The organism is Pseudomonas corni (assembly GCF_057128765.1).
In genome coordinates, this window is the sequence record NZ_JBSKHW010000017.1 from 101,450 (window position 1) to 123,556 (window position 22,107).

General features: G+C 59.2%; 19 protein-coding genes. 7 read left to right on the plus strand and 12 right to left on the minus strand.

All coding sequences use genetic code 11. The features are described 5' to 3' along the window. Positions 1–399 precede the first annotated feature (399 nt). On the minus strand, positions 400–1,995 hold the full coding sequence (locus ACWKV9_RS23125; protein WP_483838428.1) for a glycoside hydrolase family 17 protein: 1,596 nt from the start codon (positions 1,993–1,995) through the stop codon (positions 400–402). A 438-nt stretch (positions 1,996–2,433) separates the two neighbouring features. On the opposite strand from ACWKV9_RS23125, the gene ACWKV9_RS23130 reads away from it, so the two are divergent. From ACWKV9_RS23130 to ACWKV9_RS23140, 3 genes are all read left to right on the plus strand, one after another. Then, positions 2,434–3,291 carry a glycine betaine ABC transporter substrate-binding protein gene (locus tag ACWKV9_RS23130; RefSeq protein ID WP_483838429.1) on the plus strand — a complete coding sequence of 286 codons (858 nt, stop codon included), beginning with the start codon at positions 2,434–2,436 and terminating at the stop codon, positions 3,289–3,291. Positions 3,292–3,590: 299 nt separating this feature from the next. Further along, positions 3,591–3,902: a DUF485 domain-containing protein gene (locus tag ACWKV9_RS23135; RefSeq protein ID WP_483838430.1), complete on the plus strand. Its 312-nt coding sequence runs from the start codon at positions 3,591–3,593 to the stop codon at positions 3,900–3,902. Further along, on the plus strand, positions 3,899–5,557 hold the full coding sequence (locus ACWKV9_RS23140; RefSeq protein ID WP_483838431.1) for a cation acetate symporter: 1,659 nt from the start codon (positions 3,899–3,901) through the stop codon (positions 5,555–5,557). The genes ACWKV9_RS23135 and ACWKV9_RS23140 overlap by 4 nt, the downstream gene beginning before the upstream one ends. Positions 5,558–5,748: 191 nt before the next feature. Here ACWKV9_RS23140 and ACWKV9_RS23145 read toward each other — a convergent pair whose 3' ends face one another. From ACWKV9_RS23145 to ACWKV9_RS23180, 8 genes are all read right to left on the minus strand, one after another. After that, complete coding sequence (locus ACWKV9_RS23145; protein ID WP_483838432.1) at positions 5,749–6,933, minus strand: type III PLP-dependent enzyme; 1,185 nt, start codon at positions 6,931–6,933, stop codon at positions 5,749–5,751. After that, a complete protein-coding gene (locus ACWKV9_RS23150) occupies positions 6,930–8,690 on the minus strand; it encodes an IucA/IucC family protein (RefSeq protein ID WP_483838433.1) in 1,761 nt (586 codons plus the stop codon). The genes ACWKV9_RS23145 and ACWKV9_RS23150 overlap by 4 nt, the downstream gene beginning before the upstream one ends. Further along, complete coding sequence (locus tag ACWKV9_RS23155) at positions 8,687–9,829, minus strand: MFS transporter (protein ID WP_483838434.1); 1,143 nt, start codon at positions 9,827–9,829, stop codon at positions 8,687–8,689. The genes ACWKV9_RS23150 and ACWKV9_RS23155 overlap by 4 nt, the downstream gene beginning before the upstream one ends. Then, positions 9,814–11,595 (minus strand): IucA/IucC family protein, encoded by a 1,782-nt coding sequence (locus tag ACWKV9_RS23160; protein ID WP_483838435.1) that lies wholly within the window; start codon positions 11,593–11,595, stop codon positions 9,814–9,816. Before ACWKV9_RS23160 ends, ACWKV9_RS23155 begins: the two co-directional genes overlap by 16 nt. Next, entirely contained in the window at positions 11,592–12,791 is a 1,200-nt protein-coding gene (locus ACWKV9_RS23165; protein ID WP_483838436.1) for an ATP-grasp domain-containing protein, read from the minus strand. The genes ACWKV9_RS23160 and ACWKV9_RS23165 overlap by 4 nt, the downstream gene beginning before the upstream one ends. 75 nt (positions 12,792–12,866) lie before the next feature. Then, the gene (locus ACWKV9_RS23170) at positions 12,867–14,906 is read right to left on the minus strand and encodes a TonB-dependent receptor family protein (RefSeq protein WP_483838437.1); all 2,040 of its coding nucleotides are present in this window, start codon (positions 14,904–14,906) and stop codon (positions 12,867–12,869) included. 77 nt (positions 14,907–14,983) lie between these two features. Next, positions 14,984–15,775 carry an HpcH/HpaI aldolase family protein gene (locus tag ACWKV9_RS23175; RefSeq protein WP_483838438.1) on the minus strand — a complete coding sequence of 264 codons (792 nt, stop codon included), beginning with the start codon at positions 15,773–15,775 and terminating at the stop codon, positions 14,984–14,986. Between the two features lie 233 nt (positions 15,776–16,008). Next, on the minus strand, positions 16,009–16,167 hold the full coding sequence (locus ACWKV9_RS23180; RefSeq protein ID WP_020290439.1) for a DUF3309 family protein: 159 nt from the start codon (positions 16,165–16,167) through the stop codon (positions 16,009–16,011). Between the two features lie 295 nt (positions 16,168–16,462). Here ACWKV9_RS23180 and ACWKV9_RS23185 point away from each other — a divergent pair, with 295 nt between their 5' ends. The 4 genes from ACWKV9_RS23185 (at position 16,463) to csrA (ending at position 18,579) form a co-directional block, all read left to right on the plus strand. After that, the gene (locus ACWKV9_RS23185) at positions 16,463–16,840 is read left to right on the plus strand and encodes a DUF2784 domain-containing protein (protein ID WP_483838439.1); all 378 of its coding nucleotides are present in this window, start codon (positions 16,463–16,465) and stop codon (positions 16,838–16,840) included. 104 nt (positions 16,841–16,944) lie between these two features. Continuing rightward, a complete protein-coding gene (locus ACWKV9_RS23190) occupies positions 16,945–17,760 on the plus strand; it encodes an SDR family oxidoreductase (protein ID WP_483838440.1) in 816 nt (271 codons plus the stop codon). Between the two features lie 83 nt (positions 17,761–17,843). After that, on the plus strand, positions 17,844–18,176 hold the full coding sequence (locus ACWKV9_RS23195) for a YnfA family protein (protein WP_483838441.1): 333 nt from the start codon (positions 17,844–17,846) through the stop codon (positions 18,174–18,176). Between the two features lie 190 nt (positions 18,177–18,366). Continuing rightward, on the plus strand, positions 18,367–18,579 hold the full coding sequence (gene csrA, locus ACWKV9_RS23200) for a carbon storage regulator CsrA (protein ID WP_483838442.1): 213 nt from the start codon (positions 18,367–18,369) through the stop codon (positions 18,577–18,579). Between the two features lie 16 nt (positions 18,580–18,595). Here csrA and ACWKV9_RS23205 read toward each other — a convergent pair whose 3' ends face one another. The 3 genes from ACWKV9_RS23205 to ngg form a co-directional block, all read right to left on the minus strand. Then, a complete protein-coding gene (locus ACWKV9_RS23205) occupies positions 18,596–18,826 on the minus strand; it encodes a YheU family protein (RefSeq protein WP_483838443.1) in 231 nt (76 codons plus the stop codon). 199 nt (positions 18,827–19,025) lie between these two features. Further along, a complete protein-coding gene (locus tag ACWKV9_RS23210) occupies positions 19,026–20,216 on the minus strand; it encodes an osmoprotectant NAGGN system M42 family peptidase (RefSeq protein ID WP_483838444.1) in 1,191 nt (396 codons plus the stop codon). 139 nt (positions 20,217–20,355) lie between these two features. Further along, positions 20,356–22,104, minus strand: coding sequence for an N-acetylglutaminylglutamine synthetase (gene ngg, locus ACWKV9_RS23215; protein WP_483838445.1), 1,749 nt, complete (start codon positions 22,102–22,104; stop codon positions 20,356–20,358). Positions 22,105–22,107 lie beyond the last annotated feature (3 nt).

Consider the following 22,107-nt stretch of genomic DNA (forward strand, 5'->3'; position numbering starts at 1 on the left):
ATTTTTTTGAGCGCTGACTTACTTTTGATCAATCGATCCAACCAGTTCGGGACGCTACCTGAAGGTAGTTTTATTGTTCTCTGTCCGGTTGCGGGGTCAACCCCCGGTAAAGCACATCCACTCCAAAAAAATCTGTTAGCTGCGTCTCTGTGCCGTTGTTCTTGTTATGTCAGAGCCGATTCATCTTATTTTTATTGGGTTGCCGCTTTTTATTCTTGTTATGCAGAAGATATAGCAGGGTGCGTGCCAACTTTTTCAAAACCTTTTAAATCAAGCAGTTGGCGATATCGCAAAAATTCTCAGCGGGTCGAAGACGGTTTTTTGTTTCCGTGTTACCCGCTCCCGCGGTCTCACACCGCAAAGCGGTAACACAATGTATCCGCCGTTACGCACATGCGGTTACACAGGCGTGAATTCGGCACGCGCCGTCGCCGAGACTGGCACCGCTGCGGTGACCTGCAAACTGCGCCAGAGCGCCAGAGTCATCAGCACGCTAACCAAGGCCCAGCCCCAGGCCTGCGGGTTGGCCATGCCTTCGCGTATCAGCTGCGGGACGATGCCCAGCGCGATGATGCAGGCCAGCAGCGTAATCTCGCGGCGCGGTGCGGCAACCGGGCGCCACAGGTAGACCAACGCTGGCAGTAACAGGGTGGCGGTCGGGAAGCTGCGATAGCGCGGATCGAAAACCATGGCCAGCATCATCACCGCCGCTGCGAAACCCGCCGCGCACAGCCACCAGCCAGCGCGCGCTTCAAGCCAGTTGTAGGCCTTGCGTCGCCAGCCGCTGCGCGCAGACAAACACAGCGCAGCGTGTGCCATGGCCACCACATTAAGCGCGACCAGTAAAACCGCCCATATGTACTCGCCAGCAAAACGGCTGGTCACACGCGCCAACTCACCCCAGGTCCCGATGCAGCACGCCCCGATCGCGGCCATTAAAGGAAGGAGCAACGCACTGCGCGGTCGATCGACCCGTCCGGCGAAAAGCAGCGTCAGCACCATGATGACGCCGCTGACCGCCAGCCAGAACGGCCAGTACGGCAGATTAGACACGGAACCGGCCAGCACGCCTTTGTCCTGGCGATCGGCATCGAACAGGCCCCAGTAGCCGCCCACTGCGCCTTCCGCCGAACGTTTCCAAGGTTGGTCGAAAGCTTCAATCAAGTTGTAGTGCCAGCCGTGTTGTTCAGCCATGGCGACAAAGCTGCGGATGAACTTGGCTTCGTTGACGCGGCTTGGCAGGGCGGTTTCGCGCTGACGGCCTTCGCTGGGCCAGCCTGTTTCGCCGATCAGAATGTCCTTGCCCGCGAAACGGGTGCCGAACGTTTGCCGTATCTGCGCGACATGGGCCAGGGCGTCGTCGATACCTTTGGGGTCATCCTCCCAATACGGCAACAGATGGATCGTCAGGAAATCTACGGCCGGCGCGACTTCCGGGTATTGCAGCCAGTATTCCCAGACGTCGGCGTAGGTCACGGGCTGCTTCACTTGCGCTTTTACCTGACGGATCAGTGTCGCCAGTTGAGCGCCTGTGAGCTCTTTGCGTAACAGCGCTTCGTTACCGACGATCACCGCGGTGACAACATCCGGGTTGGCGTTGGCCTGCTCGATCAGCGCGCTGACTTCCTTGGCGGTGTCGACCGGGTTGCTATTGACCCAAGCGCCGAGCATTACCTTCAAGCCGTGCTTGCGCGCCAGGGCCGGTATCGCTTCCAGCCCGGTCATTGAATAGGTGCGGATGCATTCAAAACGCGTGGCGAGCAGAGCGAGGTCTGCGTCCATGCGCTCGGGCCGCAGCTTGAACGGTTGATCGAACGGGGATTGATCTTTATCGAATGGGGTATAGGACGCGCATTGCAGCTTGTGCGTCGGCGTCGCTGCGTCCGGCAAAACCACCGGTTTGCCCCAGGCATACCAATAACCGCACAAGGCGAGAAGGGCGATCAGACAGGCAAGCAGATAGAGGGCGACAGGTGAGCGGAAGGTGGCAGGCATGATCGGGCCGAAGTGGTGCAGGAAGCGGCATATTAGCACTGGCCACATCGTGCTGTAGGAGCGCGCTTGCCCGCGAAGAATCTTCCAGACGAAGGAAATCTGTCGTCAGAACCGATGTTTTCGCGGGCAAGCGCGCTCCTACAGATGGCCCGCCTTCGTTTCCCATGCAATTTCCGTTCGGCCTCAGGCTGTTTTACGACCTGATTGTCGTTGATGGCTCAGTGATGTCGTTTCCCGATGGATGAGTGTCGCTGACAGGAAAGGCAGTGGGCCGGTGCAGGTTGATGATCAAGGCGTCAGCGCGATGAAGTTCATCGCACGGGCAAGCAGTTGAAGCGTTGAAGGCGCGTGACGCGCCAGAAGTGGGCGCAAGTCGCAGCCAAAAAAGAACGTTAACGACGCCCGACTTTCGGGTTCAGAACTACCGGGGAAGTAATGATGAAGATGCGCAAAATCCTGGGTGCGGGTGCCGTTCTGGCCCTTGCCATCAGTTCCACGCTGGCCCTTGCTGACACAAAACCGGAGCTGAGTATCGGCTACGTTGACGGCTGGTCCGACAGTGTCGCGACCACTAACGTCGCTGCTGAAGTGATCAAGGAAAAACTGGGTTATCCCGTCAAGCTGCAAGCAGTCGCCGCCGGGATCATGTGGCAAGGCGTTGCCACCGGCAAACTGGACATGATTCTTTCGGCGTGGTTGCCCGTCACCCACGGCGAATACTGGGCCAAGAACAAAGACAAGGTGGTCGACTACGGTCCGAACTTCAAGGACGCAAAAATCGGTCTGATCGTGCCTGAGTACGTGAAAGCCAATTCTCTGGAAGACCTCAAGACCGACGAGTCCTTCAAGAAGAAGATCGTCGGGATCGATGCCGGTTCAGGCGTGATGATCAAGACCGATCAGGCAATCAAGGATTACGGTCTGGACGGTTACAAGCTTCAGGCAAGTTCTGGCGCTGGCATGATTGCCGAGCTGACCCGCGCTTATAACAAGAAAGAATCCATCGCCGTCACCGGTTGGGTGCCGCACTGGATGTTTGCCAAGTGGAAACTGAAATTCCTTGAAGATCCAAAAGGCGTTTACGGTGCCGCTGAAACCGTGGACAGCATTGGTAGCCAGGAGCTCGCCAAGAAAGCCCCTGACGTCGTGGACTTCCTGAAGAAGTTCCAGTGGAGTTCCAAGGATGAAATCGGCGAAGTTATGCTCGCCATCCAGGACGGCGCCAAGCCTGAAGCCGCTGCAAAGGCCTGGATTGCGAAAAACCCGGATCGCGTCAAAGCGTGGACCGGTAAGTAAGCTGCTTTAAGCACCCGCTCTACCCAAACCGCCCCGTCTCACGACCGGGCGGTTTTTTTTTGCCGGCGCAAATCCCGTAGGAGCGCGCTTGCCCGCCATAGCAGTGTGTCGGGCGACGATGATGTACCAGATACGACGGATTCGCGGGTAAGCGCGCTCCTGCAACGATTACTTCAATAAATGCGTAAGTCTGGATCTACGACTAATGTCGTTCTAATACTAAGGTCGTCTGGAGTGCGGCCCAGAGCGGACTAAAGTGCAATACGTGACATCTCATCTGTGCTGCGAGGACAAAAACAATGAACGACAGCATTTACCTCTCGATTCAAAACAGCCCGCGTTTCAAGGAGCTGGTGTCGAAGCGAGAAAAGTTCGCCTGGATTCTCTCGGCGATCATGCTTGGGCTTTACGCCGCATTCATCCTTTTGATTGCGTATGGGCCTCATATATTGGGCGCAAAACTCAGCCCTACATCGACTATCACCTGGGGCATGCCGATCGGCGTGGGATTGATCCTTTCCGCGTTCATCCTGACAGCCATCTATGTGCGCCGTGCCAACGGTGAATTCGATGACCTGAACAACGCGATCCTGAAGGAGGCACAGCAATGATCCGGCGCCTATCCGCGGCCCTTGGCCTTGCTGCTTTCGCGCCGACCCTTTGGGCGGCAGAGGCGCTCACGGGCGCTGTGCAGAAACAACCGCTGAACATCTCGGCAATCATCATGTTCGTTGTGTTCGTCGCCTTCACCCTGTGTATCACGTACTGGGCATCGAAGAAGAACAAGACCGCATCGGACTACTACTCGGCAGGCGGCAAGATCACTGGTTTCCAGAACGGTCTGGCCATCGCCGGTGACTACATGTCGGCGGCGTCCTTCCTGGGTATTTCCGCGCTGGTCTACACCTCCGGCTACGACGGCCTGATCTACTCCATCGGCTTTTTGGTCGGCTGGCCGATCATTCTGTTCCTGATTGCCGAGCGCCTGCGTAACCTGGGCAAGTATACCTTCGCTGACGTGGCGTCCTATCGCCTCAAGCAGAAGGAAATCCGTACCTTGTCCGCCTGCGGCTCGCTGGTGGTGGTGGCGTTCTACCTGATTGCGCAAATGGTCGGGGCCGGCAAACTGATTCAGTTGCTGTTCGGTCTGGACTACGCAGTCGCCGTCGTACTCGTCGGTATCCTGATGTGCCTGTATGTGTTGTTCGGCGGCATGCTGGCCACCACATGGGTACAAATCATCAAGGCGGTGATGCTGCTGTCCGGCGCGTCGTTCATGGCGCTGATGGTCATGAAGCACGTCAACTTCGACTTCAACACACTGTTCTCCGAAGCGATCAAGGTTCACCCAAAAGGTGAAGCGATCATGAGCCCTGGCGGTCTGGTGAAAGATCCGATCTCTGCCTTCTCGCTGGGTCTGGCTCTGATGTTCGGTACTGCTGGCCTGCCGCACATCCTGATGCGCTTCTTCACCGTGAGTGATGCAAAAGAAGCTCGCAAGTCGGTGCTCTACGCCACTGGCTTCATCGGCTACTTCTACATCCTGACCTTCATCATCGGTTTCGGCGCGATCTTGCTGGTCAGCACTAACCCTGCGTTCAAAGACGCGGCGGGCGCATTGCTCGGCGGCAATAACATGGCAGCGGTTCACTTGGCCGATGCGGTCGGTGGCAGTCTGTTCCTGGGCTTCATCTCGGCGGTCGCGTTCGCGACCATCCTGGCGGTAGTTGCCGGTCTGACTCTGGCCGGTGCATCGGCGGTGTCCCATGACCTGTATGCCAGCGTCATCAAGAAAGGCAAAGCCAACGAGAAAGACGAAATCCGCGTGTCGAAATACACCACCGTTGCCTTGGCTGTCGTGGCGATCCTTCTGGGCATCGCTTTTGAAAGTCAGAACATCGCGTTCATGGTCGGCCTGGCGTTCTCCATCGCGGCGAGCTGCAACTTCCCTGTGTTGTTGCTCTCGATGTACTGGAAAAACCTGACCACCCGCGGCGCCATGATCGGCGGCTGGATGGGCTTGATCAGCGCTGTTGTGCTGATGATCCTTGGCCCAACCATCTGGGTGCAGATTCTGCATCACGAGAAGGCGATCTTCCCGTACGAGTACCCGGCGCTGTTCTCCATCGCTATCGCATTTATCGGTATCTGGTTCTTCTCGATCACCGACAAGTCGAAAGCGGCCGAGGGCGAACGTGCCTTGTTCTTCCCGCAGTTCGTTCGCTCGCAAACCGGCCTGGGTGCCAGTGGTGCGGTGTCGCATTGATGTGAAGTAACACGCAAGACAAAACGCCCCGACCTTAAGTCGGGGCGTTTTTGTTTGTGAGTCCCTGTAGGAGCGAACTTGTTCGCGAGACGGCTGGCATGACGCACCGCGTCGTCTGGCTCGCCAACAAGTTGGCTCCTACAGAGGCGGTGGCGTGCCTGACACACCGATAGGGATGGGAGAACGTTTGCTCAGCTCTCGATAAACACCTTCAACGGCGGCTCGTGCATCAAGAAGTTCTGGTGCGAAATGTTCCAGGCGTAGGCGCCCGCGAGGGTGAACACCAGCAGATCACCTATGGCCAACTGCGCCACCGGTTGTTGGCGGGCCAGCACGTCTTTGGGCGTACATAACTGCCCAACCAGCGTGACCCGTTGATCGCTGATCTGCGCCGCACTGGTGCCGCGCACCACGGTGAACGGATGATCGTGGCCTTGCGCGGCGGGTGTGCGGAAATGATGCGTCCCCCCGCGCCCGATCGCGAAGAACTCACCGTGGCTGCTCTTGATGTCCAGCACCTGCATAACGTAATAGCCACACGCCGCGCTGATAAACCGCCCGATCTCGAAGCGCACGCGGGTTGCACCCATCCCGTATTCGTCGATCAGTTCGTCGAGACCCTGACAAAACCTCGGCCAATCGAAAGACTGCGTCACGTCCTGATAGTGGATGCCCATCCCCCCGCCGACATTCAGCACCGGCAGATGCAGGTCGTGATCAGCGCACAGGTGGCGGAAGGTCAGGAAGTAGCTGCGAATCAACTCAAGGTGCGCCTCGACATCCAGCTGATGAGACAGCAAATGAAAGTGCAGCCCCTTGAGCTCCAGGGACGGTTCTTCGCGCAGGACCTTCAGCGCGCTGGCCAGGCCGTCTTCATCCAGGCCGAACGGCGTGGGTTTGCCGCCCATCACCAGCCGGCTTTGCGGCACCTGCGCCAGCTTGAGATTGAGCCGCAGCATCACTGGCGCCCGCACCCCGCGTTCGCTGGCAATACGGGCCAGGCTTCGCAGTTCGTTCACGCTTTCTACATGGAAAGCCGAAATCCGATATGCCATGGCGACCTCAAGCTCGTGGTCGAGTTTGCCGGGGCCACCGAAGATCAGTGGCTGGTCCGGGCATTGATCGTGCAGCCACTTGAGTTCACCGCCGGATGCGGCTTCGAAACCGTCGACCCACGGCGCCAGGGTTTTCAGCACCGGGGCTTCCGGGTTGGCCTTGGCGGCGTAGAACAATTCGCAGTTTGCAGGCAGCACCTGACGCATCGATTTGATGTGCTGCTCAAGGGCGGGCAGGTCGTAGAGGTAGGCGCAAAGTGGCGTTTGCTGCTGCGCTTTGAGTTGTTCGAGGCGTTGCGTGACCGAGGCAGGCAGGTTCATGCGTGCACCCTCGCTGCAGGGACCACCAACGGGCTGGGCAGGGAGGTATAACCGGCGTCGCGGTCGGCGCGTTTCATCAGTCGCGTCATGAAGTTTTCCTTGCTCGGAAACGGTGCGCCAGCGCATAGCTCACGCAGTTCTGACGGTTGGCCGAGACGGATAGCTTGCGCCTGCAACAGCACAGCAATGCGCGCCCATAGCTGTCGTTCCAGCGAGGCGCTGCCGTTGGCCAGATGGAAGATGGCCTCGCCCAGATTGTTCACCAATGCGCAGTAGCCCACTCGCTGCCAAGCCTTGTCAGCGCTGTAGTACACCGAGCGACGGGTGCGTTCATCCAGCGCGATCAAGCGTGTGGCGGGCCAGATTTCCGGGACCAGCTTGGTGCCCTCCAGATCCCGAATCCAGACGTGGGTGGGTAGCCCGTCTTCAGCGAAACCGATCACCGTGTTCTGCAAATGCGGCTCCAGCACCACGCCCTGGCGGAACAGGCAATACAGCACGCCGCCGAGCATTTGAGCGGCGTAAGCGTCCAGCCAGTTCAGCGTGGCCTGCTCGATACTCAGCTCCGCGTTGTCTGCGTAACGCTGGACGTGTCGACCGCACACGCTTTGGCCCTGCTGATCCCAGGTGAACAATGCCATGGCGACCTGCGGCTGATATCGCTCGCGGTCGGCGACGGACAGGTTTGCCCGATACACGATGCCGAAACACTCGGTCACTTCCCGCGCCTCGTCCAGCGTACCGAGCGCGCTGAGGTCCAGGCTGGTGGCGCTGGGTTCGGCCATTAATCTGAAGCCCGGTTGTTGGGTTTCAAGCTCGGTCATGATCGGCGCGAGCAGACGGGTGAGGGCCACCGCGCTGTCCAGTTCATACCAGGCGTTTTTGCGTACGCAATTGGTCAGCCGCACGTGCATGGAGAATTTCATGAAATACGCAAGCTGCGGGTGGTACAGCGTGCGCACCGAAGACGTGGGATACATCGGCTGGCCCAACGAACCGAGGTACTCGATCAGCCCTTGTTCCTGCGCGCGGCGCACCAGTGGATCAGCGAGCACGCGAGCAACCTCCCACGGGTGGCACGGATAAGCATCATCGCGTCCTGAAAGCTGACGCAAGGCCGCGCGAGGATCTTCGCCCTGATGACGAATCACCGTCGGATCGACCTTGAACCAGTGCAACTGAAAACGCGCACCGACCTCCGGCGAGCAGGCCAGCAGATCTTCCTGGGAAATGCCCTCCCGCGATTTGGGCGTCGGATGCAGGGCATGCCCCCACAATTGATGTTGCTCGGAGGACAGCAGGCTGTCGGTGGATTCGTTAGCCGAACGAGCATGGCGCAAAAAAGTCCGGGTGATGTGCAGGCTGTTGGCGACTTGGTCCAGCATTTCACCTACGCGCTCGGCGCCGCTCAGTGGCGTGCACAACAGACGTGCCAGTTCTTGCGCATCCAGTGGGCGCCAGCTCTGATTGTTGCCTTTGAAATAAGGCGCGCTGATGTAGTGGCAGCGGCCCAGCAGACTGGCGCGGTCGATGCGCACCACCAGCCGACCGCCCGGCAGCCGAATACTCATGCAGCGACCGTGGGCTTGTCGCAGGCTCATCGGCAGGTCTGGCGTCTGATCGTCCAGGCTGGCTTCGTTGCGGGGCAGTGCGTACTCGCGCAGGTAACAATTGAGCAGGCATTCGATGGCGTGGCGCTGGGCTTCGCCATCCAGTGCGTGGTCTTGCAGTGACAGGGCATTGAGCGTGAGTGTCATGCTGGAATCTCCCGGGCAGTGATCAACAGAGGGCGCGCCAGCAGCAGGGCTGCCGTGGCTGCAAGGCACGCAACGAGGAAAGGTGAGGCGATGCCGCAGGTCTGGCTGACCAGCGCGGCGCTGACACCGGCAGCGGTGCCAGCCCATTTGCCGCTGGAGTCGAACCAGCCGAACATCCGGCCGGAACTGCCACGGCGACTGCGTTGGCTCAGGCAGCGGTGCAGCCCGACAAAGCCCAGCAACATGCCCGCGCCGCTGAGCAGGCGCAGAACGAACAGCGAGTCGGCCTGGGCACCCCAGAACTGCAGCCCGTTACTGATCGCCAGCAGCGCAAGCCCCGGCAGCAGCAGGTTGCCCTGATGCTTTTGAACCCAGGGCAGTGCGAGCAGATAAACCAGATGCGGCAGGCTGTAGAGCAGGCCAATCAGCGTGTCGTTGGCGATACCCAGGTGTTCGCCGAAGGGCACGAAGTAGGGGAAGGTCACGACCATCGAAAAGCTGAACAGAAACTGCACCGCCAAGAGCCGCGGCATGTCCTGGGGAAGCTCGCCGAGGGCTGCGGCTTTCTTGCCATTCAGGGCGTGTTTCGGCGTGTCATCCGGTAGCGCCAGAATCAACACGAAGGCCAGGAGCGGCAGCCACGCCAGGTAGCTGTACAAGCTCAAGCCCAGGCCATGTGAGGTCAGCAGACCGAGCAAAATCGGTCCGCTGATCATTGCCAATCGCGCCGAATACTGTGTCCAGTTAAGGGCGCGAGACAGATCACCGTCCTTGAGCTGGGTTGACAGATAGGCGTTGGACGCCGCCATCGCACCGCCGAACGTGCCCTGAATGATCAACGCCACAATGAACACTGTCAGATTGGGGCTGAACCCTGCCAGCAGGAAACCTGCGAACAGACCCGCGTGAGCACGCAGCAACGACAAACGACAACCGTTACGATCCGCCCACCTACCCCAGATCGGCGCGGCCAGTGCGGTACACAAGGTCGGCAGCACAAACAGCACGCCGATGGCCCAGCCAGGTGTGCCAGGCGCCAGATCGGCCAGGATGCGCGGCAGGTAAATGGGGATACCCAGCGCCGTGAACGCCGACAGGTAATGCCCCAGCAAAACGCTGGTGATCAGACGCCGCTGCATGGTGCGTCCTCCAGCAGAAAGTTCGCCGCGCTGTAGCCGTAGAACTTATTGATATCGCTGGCACCGGAATGCACTTTGCTGAACAGGCTGCCAGCGCTGAGCAAGTATTTGACGGGCAGTTTCGGGGTGTCCAGCAACCAACGACGAGCATCGTCGCAGTCGATGCCTGCGGCTTCCAGTTGCAGGAGGCAACTGTTGAATCGCTGGCGCAGCGTGCGGTACAGATCGGTTTTCGACGCCAGACCGGCAGCGGCGATCGCCTCCAGAATCGCCACGATGTTCAGCTGCAAGGTGATCGTGCAGAACATCTCGGCCAGCGGCTGGCTGCTGTCCACGCGAATGCGCTCGTCGTGCAACGCCATCGGCAAATCGGCGAGATCGGGGCAGGCCTGAGCGAAACGCTGCGGCCACAGGCGGGCCGCATCGTTGTCCTTCATCAACAAGCGCATAGGCTGGCCTTGCTCGAACATCAATACGGCGTTCTGCTGATTGGCCTCCAGCGCAATGCCGTAGCGCAGCCACAGCCGAAGATGAGTCTGCAGCAGCACATCAAGATAGTCGTCGAGCCAGCTTTGCAGTGACGCCCCATAGAAGTGCTCCACCAGTTGCTCCACGAGCAAGCGGCCATCGGCGAGCGGGCTGGCCAGCGCTGCGACGGGCACCAGCGTGATGTTCTCCAGACTGGCCGGGTAGCGCCGTACGATGTACGCCAAGTGACGACTGTCTGCGGCATGCCCGCCGTGTTTTTCATCGACGTGCACGTAGCGTTTGCCCAACTCCGGGTCGCGCTCTGCCAGGGTTTGAAGGGTGGTCTGGAACCAGTGCCCGTCATACAGCGTGCTCGGTTTGATCAGCCGCAAATTGCGCGCGCCCAACGTGCTGACCAGCAATGGCAGCTTGATGTGCCACTGCGGGTGATCGCTGCAAACCACCGTGCGCACTGACAGTGTCGGCTCCACAAGCATGGCGGTGTGTGGCGCCTTCAGCGTGCCGTCGGGTAGCCCGTATTGCGCAAGAGCGCTCCAGGTCAGTGGGTGTACGGGCATTAATGAGTGGCTGGTTTGCAGCGTCGGCAACAAGCCTACGTCTTCGAACTCCGGCCAGTGCGATGGCTGCGGGTTGGTCAGGGTCAGGGCGTGCTTGGGAATCGCCAGCCAGTTGAGTTCGAAACGGGGCGCAAACTCTGGTGCGTAGCTTTTAAGCGCTATGGCGTCGAAGCCGCTTTTCGCCCGCGCCGTCGGGTAGAAAGGATGATCGAGATAACTCGCCAATTGATCGATTTTCAGCAACCGTTGCGACCAGTGCGCAAGGTTCGGCACATCGGCCAGCGCCGCGCAGTGTTCACGATACGCTTGGTTGCACAGGGTCCGGTGTTCGGTGGCGCAGTCGGCTTCTTTCCGGTACGCCGCGAACAGGCCCAGGCTTTCTTCGTCCAGGCCATGGCTCAGGTGCTCCAGCCAAAGGCGATAACCTCGCTCGACTTGAGCTTGGCCTTCTAGCGATACCTTGATCCAGGTGTCACCGGTGCCGGTCCAGTCTTGCAGCGGATACGCCTTGGTCACGGGCAACCACAACTCATCGACGCCCAAATGGGTAATGCGCAGCCAGTGAGCGGGCGGCCGACCGGGTGACAACGGCTTCAGGTGCTCGGGCAGCGGGCAGAGCTGTCCTTTGCTGATGATCCCCCGGATGTCTTCGCGCAGGCAGCAATCGATGATGCGCCGGGTAATGAACGCCTGATCGGCGTGCTCTGGATGCGGGCTCATGCGACAACCCATTTCAGGTCGTTGAGGGTCTCATTCAGTTGGGTTTCCAGGCTTGCGTCATCCGGCGCGATCAGGCGCAGCACGCCGACGTAATCCTTGTTGGAGTGGCTGATGGTGACGGTGTCGCCGGCGTTGTGCAGCGCGCGGTAGTCCCACCAGTGGCCGTCACGTTCCAGATTGAAGCTGGCGCTGGCCTGATCCAGACGTCCAGAGCGATCGGCGACCAGGTAATGAACCGCTGCTTTTGCCTGTGCCGGTTGCGCGTCCATCAGGGGCTCGCCCAGGTGCAGCGCGATGATTCGGTCGAACCAGCCTTGTGGCAGCAGCCGATCAAGCAGGAACTCACGACCGTCGCCAATGCTGCGATAGTTGATCTCCACCAGCATCGGGCCATCGGCCGTCAGAATGAATTCGCTGTGGCAGACGCCGAAGTTGATGCCGAACGCGGCCACCTGGGCCAGGGCGGCGGCCCGATGGGCGCGGCTGAGCTGGCCGTTCCAGCGCGCGGCCAGTTCGACGAAATAGGGCGGCGGCGAGAGTGTCACGTCAAACCCGCCGAGGGCTTGAAAACTTCGCCCGTCGCCCAGGGTTTCCAGGGTGAACAACGAACCTTCCATGTACGCCTCAAGCAGCAGCGCCCGACCCGGTTGTTGCTCCCAGAACTGCTCGCAGAAAGCCTTCAGCTCGGCAGAGTTGTAGCAGAGCCGCACGTCCAGGCTGGCAACGCCTTCACGGGGTTTGGCCACCACCGGCCAAGGCGCATCAGTGGGCAGTTGGGCGTTGGCTGTCAGCACTTGAAACCAAGGGCCGGGTAAGCCCAGGCGTTGCATGCGCTCACGCATTGCCGCCTTGTTCTTTGCCGCGTGGCACAACTGCCAGTCTTTGCCCGCGCATTCAAACGCCTGAGCCACGATCGCCGTCGCGGTCTGCAGGTGGTCGCTGTTGGAAAACACTGCAGCGGGTTGCACGCCCAGGCCATTGAGCGTCTCGATCACGGCCAGCGGATTGAACACATCGCACTCGATCACCTGTAGGTCCTGCGGTGTGATTGCCGAGGTTGAGAGCAGGCGCCGATGTTCCTGGGCATGATCGGTAATGATCAGGACCTTCAAACCGCGCCTGAGCGCAGCGGGCAGAAACCCTTCAGTAATTGCGGGGTGAGCGACGTGGGCGAGAATGACGAATGGACGTTGCATGGCAGTTTCCCGGGGGCAGCAGTTGCCCGTCCCTGAGGATCGGGCAACTGGTTTACAGGAGCGCAAATGCGCGATTTAGAAGCGGTAGTTGACGCCTAAGGTGAGCGAGCGCTCTGGCGCGGGTTGACGACCCCAAGGGCTGGTGTCGATGCCGCGGAAGTAGTACTCGCGATTGAACAGGTTGCTGATGCCGGCCGACGCGGTCAGGACGCTCTTGTCTGCCAGTTTGAATTCACGGGCAACGGCGGTGTTCCAGACCCAATACGCGGGCAGTCTGCCCACGCTGGCGGTGGCGTCTTCATCGCCGGAGTTGGCGGCATCGGTATAGGCACTGCTGACGTACAGGCCATCGAGGTTGTAGGTCCAGTGCTCGGCAAAGCGATAACGGCCGTCAACCGTGAACTGGTTGCGCGAGGAGTACGGCACCTCGTTGTCCTTGAACGTGCCTTTGCGTTGCTTGGCATCGAGGTAGGCGTAACTGGCGTGCAACTCCAGGTCCTGCAGGGCTTGCGGGGTCCAGAAGATCTCGGTTTCAAAACCCTGATGACGGGTGCTGCCGATGTTGTCGAAGCGATCGGTCGTGGCGTTGTAGACGATCTGGTCATCGAAATCGATGCGGTACAGATCGAAGTCCACACGCAGGCCGTCCCATGGGGTATAGCGCACGCCCGTCTCGTAGTTCCACGCAAGCTCGGCACCGACATCGCCTTCCTTGACGATCTGCGTGACTTGCGGCGGGCGCAGAGACTTTTGCGCGTTGGCGTAGACATACCAGGCGTCGGTCGCCTGATAGCCCACGGTCAGGCCCGGCAGCCACTCTTCGGATTTGTTCTCGCGATTGAATCCGGTGATGCCGTCGCTGTAGTCCATGCGCGCGTTTTCGTATCGCACGCCGGGCGTGATGGTCAGGCGATGGTCCATCAGGCTGATGGCGTTGCTGAGGTATAACGCGCGGGCGTCGTCGTCGAACTTCCAGTCTCGGAAGGGCGTGGTGTTACCGGTGGCCAGGCTCTGGCGATTGACCTTGTAGTCGATGTCTTCGCTGACATAGCGAGCGCCCAGCAGCCAGGTCTGCCCGACGGTATCGCCGTCGACGGTGGCACTGATGCGCGGTTCGGTGCCCCACACCTTGAAGTCTCGCGGGCCATCCTGCTTGGTCACCGATGCGCCGTCCGGGGTAAACGGCAAGCCAACCACGAAATTGCGATAGCTGTCGTGGGCGAAGTTGGTCCAGCTGACTTCCACCGAGTCAAACGGCCCCATGGCGCCCAGACGCTGGGTGTAAGTGCCCCAAACGCGGTTGGTATCTCCTTCGAAGCGGTCCAGTGGCCGGGTCGATTGCCGTGAGTCGTGCTTGTAATCCTGCACGCTGAGCGCGCCCGCCAAGTCCATGTCGGCCTTGTAGCGCTGGACACCGAAGCTCAAGTCGCGGTCGTCGTCGATGTTCCATTGGCCACGCAGCCGGTAGTTCTGCACGTCGGTGTCGGAATGCTCGCGAGCGGATTTACCGCTCAGGGTGTTGAGGTCCAGTTGCAGGCCGAAGTTTTCAGTCAGATAGCCCCCGGTGCCCAGGTAGCTGTCCCACAACTGGCGACCGCCCGCGTTGAAGGTGGTTTTTTCCTGCAGGGTGGTTTCCCACTTGTGAGGAATGGGTTTGCTGATGAAGTTGATCACGCCACCAACGTTGTTCGGACCGTACTGCACCGCTGCGCCCCCGCGCACGATATCGATGCGGTCGACGGTCGCCATGGTCATCGGGAACAGCGATAGACCGGTCTGACCGTAAGGCGCCAGCGCCAATGGAATGCCATCGGACAGGGCCTGAATCCTGCCGCTGCGGCTCTCGTACAAGCCCCGCACGGAAATCTGAGGCAGGGCGCCGGTGCCCGTTTCGTCGAAGATTTTCACCCCCGGCACCCTCTGCAATGCGTCGTCCAGACCTCGTGCGCTGGCTTTTTGCAGTTCGCTGGAATCGACCACGCTGCGGCTGCCCGCGTAGGTGCGTACCTCCTGATCGCTGGCGCGGCCAAGCACGTCACCTTGAATCGTGATGGGGGCCAGCGTGACATCGTTGGCCGCCGCGCTGGATAACTCCAGCGGTTGATCGGCGCCCATGGCGCTGTGACAAATGCCCAGTGTCAGCAAGCTCAGTGAAAAGCGCAGAGATAGTGGGGGTCTTATCGTTCTTGTTTTCATAGCGGAGGGTTTGGCTCGTTTTTGCTGTTGGAGAGGGAGTGCAGGCGGGTTTTCAACGCGTTGAACAGCAAGCCCCGGTCTTCACCCGCCAGAAAACTGCGGACCCCGCGAGCACGCCAGACAGCGTTCTGTTCAGGCGTACGCGGATTGGCGCAGAAAGGCACATCGGCAGCGCGGCAGGCATCGGCCATGTCTTGCAGCGCTCGCCAGACTTGTTCGTTGAGCGGGTCGGGGCCCAGACCCATATCGAGGGACAGATCCAGCGCGCCCTCCATGATCATTCCGACACCCGGCAGGCGCAGGATCTCGCCCAGCGCCTGAACCCCGGCACTGCTTTCGATCATGGGAATGATGGGGGTCTGACGGTTGGCCAGATCGATGTATTCAGGCAGTGACAGCTGCCCGAATCCGGTGATGCGTCCGCCGGTGATTCCGCGTTTTCCAAGGGGAGGAAAGAACGCCGCTTCGATGGCGCGCTCAACCTGAGCGGGACTTTCGCAACGAGAGATAACGATGGCTTCGATGCCGGCATCCAGTGCTCTGCCGATGAGTTTTTCATCAACCTGCGGTATGCGCAGCCAAGGCGAAATCCCGGCGGCCTCGCAGGCTCGAACACAGTGCATGATGTCTTCTTCGGAGCGCAGCAGATGCTCCACATCGAGGATCACGAAGTCGTAGCCGGCGAACGCGATCATTTCGCAGAGCAGTGGCGACGGCAACGAATTGAGTAAGCCGTAGACGTCTTTCCCTCCATGCAGCCGGGCAAAAACGGGAGAATTTCTTATCACAGACACAGATCCCTATGGTCGGATTCGGCGCCAATGATAATCATTCTTGAATGTAAGTAAATGTATTTTGTGTTCGCCCATGGTGGCGCTGATGATGGCGTCGGTCAGCAAATCCGTGCGCATTTCCTGAAGGCGGCTGTCCGGTTGCTCCCGTTTTCGGCTGAAACGGGCCGAATTCCAGGCATAAAAAAACCCCGCCATGTGGCGAGGTTTTTTTCAGGTGCTGCTGGCGGTCATATCCTGCCGAGCAATACCAGAATCAGCAGAATCACCAGGATGGTGCCGATAATGCCCGACGGGCCGTAACCCCAACTTCTTGAGTGTGGAAATACTGGCAGACCGCCGACTAGCAGCAAGATCAGGATGATGATAAGAATTGTGCCGATGCCCATGTTGTGAGTTCCTTCTTTTCACTTGGAAGATAGCGATACGCGCAAACTTTCAACGAATGGCGTAGAAAGTTTTGCCGCTTGAAACATCCGACTGCGTGGGTTCGAGAAAAGTTCTTAACGGTTGAAATAAAAATTAACAATCACATAAACTGCTTATAAATCAATTGATTAGGGTATTCTTCGCGCTCATGGGTAGTGGTTTTTTTAGTGCTATAAACTTCAACTTTCCGGGTGTTTATAGCGGAACTAACAAATCGAGTACGGGTCGGTCCCGCCAATAAAAAGGTAGCACGCTATGGGTTATCGTCTGGCTGCTGACGCAGTGGTGCTGTTCCATCTTCTTTTCATAGTGTTTGTTATGTTCGGTGGACTTCTCGCGTTGCGCTGGAAATGGCTGATCGCTCTTCATGTTCCCTCGATGGCGTGGGGCATGAGCGTCGAATTTTTCCATCTCTATTGCCCGCTCACACCACTGGAAAATCTGCTGCGAAACAAGGCGGGTGAGGGCGGTTACGTTGGTGGCTTCATCGAGCACTATCTGATCGCGCTGATTTACCCAACAGGCCTGACGCCTGCCATTCAAATCTGGTTGGGCGCAAGTGTGCTTCTGGTGAATATCCTGGTTTACGGTTTGCTGATCAGTCAGTGGCGACGTCATCGGTTCGGTCGCTGAGTCTGCGGTTTGCCTTGCATATTCAGCGAGCTGATAGAGGCGTTGTAGGACAATCTCTCTGGTTAAACTGAAATTCACTACATCGCACTCACAAGGCAATCCTTATGCAAAATCGCATCATGATCACTGGTGCTGGCTCGGGTCTGGGTCGCGAAATCGCACTGCGCTGGGCGAGGGAGGGCTGGCAGCTGGCGCTCTCCGACATCAGCGCTGAAGGTCTCCAGGAAACCTTGAAACAGGTGCGTGAAGCCGGTGGTGATGGTTTCGTGCAGCGTTGTGATGTGCGGGACTACAGCCAACTTACCGCGTTCGCACAAGCCTGCGAGCAAAAGCTCGGGGGCATCGACATCATCGTCAACAACGCAGGTGTGGCGTCGGGCGGTTTTTTTGGCGAGCTGTCCCTTGAGGACTGGGATTGGCAGATCGCGATCAACCTGATGGGCGTGGTCAAGGGCTGCAAAGCGTTCCTGCCGTTGATCGAAGCAAGCAAGGGCAAGATCATCAACATCGCTTCGATGGCTGCGCTGATGCAGGGCCCGGCGATGAGCAATTACAACGTGGCCAAGGCCGGTGTGGTGGCGCTGTCAGAAAGCTTATTGGTGGAGTTGCGTGAGCAAGAAGTAGGCGTACACGTGGTTTGCCCTTCGTTTTTCCAGACCAACCTGATGGATTCGTTCCGCGGCCCTACGCCAGCGATGAAGGCCCAAGTGGGGAAATTGCTGGAAAGCTCGCCGATCAGCGCCAGCGAGATCGCCGACTATATTTATCAACAGGTCGGCGCTGGCGTTTTCATGATCCTGCCCCACGAGCAGGGGCGTATGGCCTGGCAGGTCAAACAGAAAAATCCTCAAGCGATCTACGATGAAATGGCGACCATGGCCGAGAAGATGCGCGCCAAGGCGAAACAGGGCAGGGCGTAATACGCATCGGTGGAGATGCTTGACGGGCCGTCATTTCTGATAGGGTTGCCGGCATCTTCCTGCAGCCCATCAAGAGAATCATCGTGCTCAATTACCTGTGGTTTTTTCTCGCGGCGCTGTTCGAGATCGCCGGCTGCTACGCGTTCTGGATGTGGTTGCGCCAAGGCAAAAGTGCTTTGTGGGTTATCCCTGCACTGATCAGCCTGACATTATTTGCCCTGCTGCTGACTCGCGTCGAAGCTGCCTACGCTGGACGTGCGTACGCGGCCTACGGCGGCATCTACATCATCGCTTCCATTGCCTGGCTAGGTTTGATCGAGCGGGTTCGGCCCCTGAGTTCGGACTGGATAGGTGTCGCTTTCTGCGTCATCGGCGCAACTATCATCCTGTTCGGACCGCGTTGGTCAGCTGCCTGAACTGACTTTAAGGTAAAGAAACCTACACAGATTCGACGGATTGCTGACGCAAATCGGATTTTGTAGGACCGGTCTGTCAGGCGCGGTCGATAAGACTTGAAGGGCATTACTGATTTTCTTGCGGTGCATTGAAGCGTCCCCCTCAGCGCGGCAACCTGCGTCCCTGCTAGTGAACAAGGGAGTAGGAAAAATGCTGGTACTGACGCGGGAAGTGGGCGAGACGTTTTCGATCGGTGATGACATCACCATACAAATTCTGGGGATCACCGGGCATCAGGTGCGGCTCGGGATTGATGCGCCGATTCATATCAAGATTCACCGCACCGAAGTCTTCAGGCGCATTGCCGCCAAGCTTGAACAGATGGCCGCAGAGCAGGCCGCCGCCGGGCACAGGTCCAAATAACCCGAAGCGGGGTGCGTCACTCCTCGAAAAATTCCTTGGGCACATCGCGCTTGAGCATCAGTTGACACTGCTGGCTGTCGAGGTCGAAAAAAATCACCGCCTGACCTTTGCTCAGGGCGTGACGTACCCGCAGCACTCGGGTTTCAAGAGGGGTTTCATCGCCGTTGTCGGTGCCGTCACGGGTCACGAAGTCCTCGATCAGGCGCGTCAGGGTGTCAGCTTCGAGTTGGTCGTAAGGGATCAGCATAAAGTTCTCAGGGCGATGGCGGGGTTGAAGGAGGGCGATGCTAGCGCGCGGCGTAGCGCCAGGCTACCCGCATTACGGACCTTTCCCACGAATTGTTCGGCCACACGCTGACCTGTAGGAGCCAACTTGTTGGCGAGGCGATTTAGCGGGGTACCAGATTTACCGCCTCGCGAATGAATTCGCTCCTACAGGTTTGCAATCAACGCTGCCCCACCAACGTGTCCACTGCCGGCACTCGCGTGTCGGTTTCCATCTGCGCATCGTGTTCAAGCTGATGGCTGAAGTTTTCCAGTGACGCATTGGCGGGCTGCGCATCACTGGCGAACACCGGCGGGCTCATGATGTAAGCGGTGAGCAATCGGCTGAGGGTGCTCAGGCTGTCGATATGCGTGCGCTCATAACCGTGGGTGGCGTCGCAACCGAACGCCAGCAGGGCGGTGCGCGTGTCATAACCGGCGGCAATCGCCGAGTGCGCATCGCTGTAGTAGTAACGGAACAGGTCGCGGCGCACGGAAAGCTCTTTTTCCGCGCCAAGTCGCAACAGGTGGCGCGACAGATGATAGTCATACGGCCCGCCCGAATCCTGCATCGCCACACTCACGGCGTGCTCGCTGGAATGCTGGCCCGGCGCAACGGGAGCAATGTCGATCCCGACAAATTCACTGACGTCCCACGGCAAGCCGCCTGCTGCACCGGTCCCGGTTTCTTCGGTGATGGTGAACAGCGGATGGCAGTCGATCAAGGGTTCGACGCCACTGTCGACGATGGCCTTGAGCGATGCGAGTAGTGCCGCAACCCCGGCCTTGTCGTCCAGGTGTCGCGCGCTGATATGCCCGCTCTCGGTAAATTCCGGCAGCGGATCGAAAGCCACGAAGTCCCCGATATTGACGCCCAGCGATTCGCAATCGGCGCGGGTCGCTGAGTAGGCGTCCAGGCGCAGTTCGATGTGGTCCCAACTGATCGGTAACGTGTCGACGGCAGTGTTGAATGCGTGCCCTGACGCCATTAACGGCAGCACGCTGCCGCGAATCACGCCGGTGTCGGTGAAGACGCTGACTCGACTGCCCTCGGCAAAGCGGCTCGACCAGCAACCCACGGCAGCAAGGCCCAGTCGGCCGTTGTCTTTGACTTCACGTACGCTGGCGCCGATGGTGTCCAAGTGCGCAGACACCGCGCGATCGGGGCTGCTTTGCTTGCCTTTCAACGTTGCGCGGATCGTGCCGCGACGAGTCAATTCAAACGGAATGCCCAACTCCTCCAGACGCTCGGCGACGTAGCGCACGATGGTGTCGGTGAAGCCCGTGGGACTCGGAATCGCGAGCATTTCCAGCAGGACTTTCTGCAGGTAGTTCAGATCCGGTTCGAGGATTTTCTGTTTTGCAGTGGTCATGGAGATACTCCTGAATTCGGAAAACGGCACAACTCCTGTAGGAGCGAACTTGTTCGCGGGGCGGTAAAAGGCGCTACAACAATGTCGAGGCCACCGACTTTCTCGCGAACAAGTTCGCTCCTACAGGGATAGCGGCAGATTAGCCATGCACAGGCAGGCTATGAGGAAACAACAGGTCCACGAAGCGTTCGGCCGTCGGCTGTGGCTCGTGGTTGGCCAGGCCGCAGCGTTCGTTAGCTTCGATGAACACATATTCAGGTTGGTCGGCGGCGGGGACCATCAGGTCCAGGCCGACGACGGGGATGTCCAGGGCTCGGGCGGCGCGAATAGCGGCGTCCTTGAGGACCGGGTGCAAAATCGCAGTCACGTCTTCCAGCACGCCACCGGTGTGAAGATTTGCGGTACGCCGCACCGCCAGTTTTTGATCGGCAGGTAAAACGCTGTCGAAGTCAAAACCGGCGTCGGCAACGGTGCGGCGGGTTTCTTCATCCACCGGGATCTTGCTCTCGCCTCCGGTGGCTGCCGAGCGACGGCGACTTTGTGCTTCGATCAACTGCGCAATGGTGTGTTTGCCATCGCCCATGATCTCCGCAGGACGCCGGATGGCCGCAGCCACCACCTCAAAACCGATCACGACGATGCGCAAGTCCAGGCCTTCGTGAAAGCTTTCCAGCAACACATTGGTATCGAAAGCGCGTGCGCGTTCGATGGCGGCTTGTACCTCATCGATGTCGCGCAGATCGACTGCAACGCCATGACCTTGTTCGCCATCCAACGGCTTGACCACGATCTTTTCGTGGGCATCGAGAAACGCCTGAACCTCATCGACTTCACCGGCCAGTTGCTGGGCTGGCATTTCCAGGCCCGCCGCTTTCAAGCAGCGGTGGGTCAGGCTCTTGTCCTGGCACAACGTCATGCTGACCGCGGTAGTCAGATCGCTTAGCGACTCACGGCAACGAATACGCCGCCCGCCGTGAATCAGCGTGAACAGCCCTGCGGCTGCGTCATCCACTTGCACTTCGATACCACGGCGATGGGCTTCATCGACGATGATCCGCGCATACGGGTTGAAGTCCGCCTGCGGGCCGGGGCCGAGAAACAGCTTCTCGTTGATGCCGTTTTTGCGCTTGATCGCGAAGGTCGGCAGATTACGAAAACCCAGCTTGGAGTAGAGGTTTTTCGCCTGCTCGTTGTCGTGCAGCACTGACAGGTCCAGATAGGCGAGGCCACGGCTCTGGAAATGCTCAATCAGATGCCGCACCAGTACTTCGCCAACGCCAGGCCGCGTGCATTTCGGATCAACCGCCAGGCACCACAAGCTGCTGCCGTTCTCAGGATCATTGAAGGCCTTTTGATGGTTCAAGCCCATCACACTGCCGATCACCGCGTTGTTGCTTTCATCTTCAGCGATCCAGTAAACCGGGCCGCCCAAATGACGCGGGGTCAGCAGGGCTGGATCGATAGGCAGCATGCCGCGCGCCAGATACAGGTTGTTGATGGCTTCCCAGTCAGCCTGATTCTGCGCACGGCGGATGCGATACCCACGAAATACCCGCTGCGCCGGACGGTAGTCGCTGAACCACAGGCGCAACGTGTCCGACGGATCTAGAAACAACTGTTGCGGCGATTGCGCCAGCACTTGCTGGGGCGCTGCGACGTACAGTGCGATGTCGCGCTCGCCGGCCTTTTCGTTGAGCAGGTCGCTGGCCAGGGTGGCCGGGTCCGGGTAGGTGTGGCCGATCAGCAACCGGCCCCAGCCGCAATGCAGCGCAAGGGGCTCGGCGCTCTGATCACTGCCGTCTTCAGCCAGGCGCGCCTGCAGTCGTTCGTAAGACGGCGACTGGCCGCGCAACAAACGTTGGTTATGAAAGGAGGCGTTGGCTTTCATCGG

Excerpts from the sequence above, each read along its gene's own strand:
- ACWKV9_RS23125 (WP_483838428.1), bottom strand. The coding sequence starts at position 1,995 with ATGCCTGCCACCTTCCGCTCACCTGTCGCCCTCTATCTGCTTGCCTGT.
- ACWKV9_RS23130 (WP_483838429.1), top strand. The coding sequence starts at position 2,434 with ATGAAGATGCGCAAAATCCTGGGTGCGGGTGCCGTTCTGGCCCTTGCC.
- ACWKV9_RS23135 (WP_483838430.1), top strand. The coding sequence starts at position 3,591 with ATGAACGACAGCATTTACCTCTCGATTCAAAACAGCCCGCGTTTCAAG.
- ACWKV9_RS23140 (WP_483838431.1), top strand. The coding sequence starts at position 3,899 with ATGATCCGGCGCCTATCCGCGGCCCTTGGCCTTGCTGCTTTCGCGCCG.
- ACWKV9_RS23145 (WP_483838432.1), bottom strand. The coding sequence starts at position 6,933 with ATGAACCTGCCTGCCTCGGTCACGCAACGCCTCGAACAACTCAAAGCG.
- ACWKV9_RS23150 (WP_483838433.1), bottom strand. The coding sequence starts at position 8,690 with ATGACACTCACGCTCAATGCCCTGTCACTGCAAGACCACGCACTGGAT.
- ACWKV9_RS23155 (WP_483838434.1), bottom strand. The coding sequence starts at position 9,829 with ATGCAGCGGCGTCTGATCACCAGCGTTTTGCTGGGGCATTACCTGTCG.
- ACWKV9_RS23160 (WP_483838435.1), bottom strand. The coding sequence starts at position 11,595 with ATGAGCCCGCATCCAGAGCACGCCGATCAGGCGTTCATTACCCGGCGC.
- ACWKV9_RS23165 (WP_483838436.1), bottom strand. The coding sequence starts at position 12,791 with ATGCAACGTCCATTCGTCATTCTCGCCCACGTCGCTCACCCCGCAATT.
- ACWKV9_RS23170 (WP_483838437.1), bottom strand. The coding sequence starts at position 14,906 with ATGGGCGCCGATCAACCGCTGGAGTTATCCAGCGCGGCGGCCAACGAT.
- ACWKV9_RS23180 (WP_020290439.1), bottom strand. The coding sequence starts at position 16,167 with ATGGGCATCGGCACAATTCTTATCATCATCCTGATCTTGCTGCTAGTC.
- ACWKV9_RS23185 (WP_483838439.1), top strand. The coding sequence starts at position 16,463 with ATGGGTTATCGTCTGGCTGCTGACGCAGTGGTGCTGTTCCATCTTCTT.
- ACWKV9_RS23190 (WP_483838440.1), top strand. The coding sequence starts at position 16,945 with ATGCAAAATCGCATCATGATCACTGGTGCTGGCTCGGGTCTGGGTCGC.
- csrA (WP_483838442.1), top strand. The coding sequence starts at position 18,367 with ATGCTGGTACTGACGCGGGAAGTGGGCGAGACGTTTTCGATCGGTGAT.
- ACWKV9_RS23205 (WP_483838443.1), bottom strand. The coding sequence starts at position 18,826 with ATGCTGATCCCTTACGACCAACTCGAAGCTGACACCCTGACGCGCCTG.
- ACWKV9_RS23210 (WP_483838444.1), bottom strand. The coding sequence starts at position 20,216 with ATGACCACTGCAAAACAGAAAATCCTCGAACCGGATCTGAACTACCTG.
- ngg (WP_483838445.1), bottom strand. The coding sequence starts at position 22,104 with ATGAAAGCCAACGCCTCCTTTCATAACCAACGTTTGTTGCGCGGCCAG.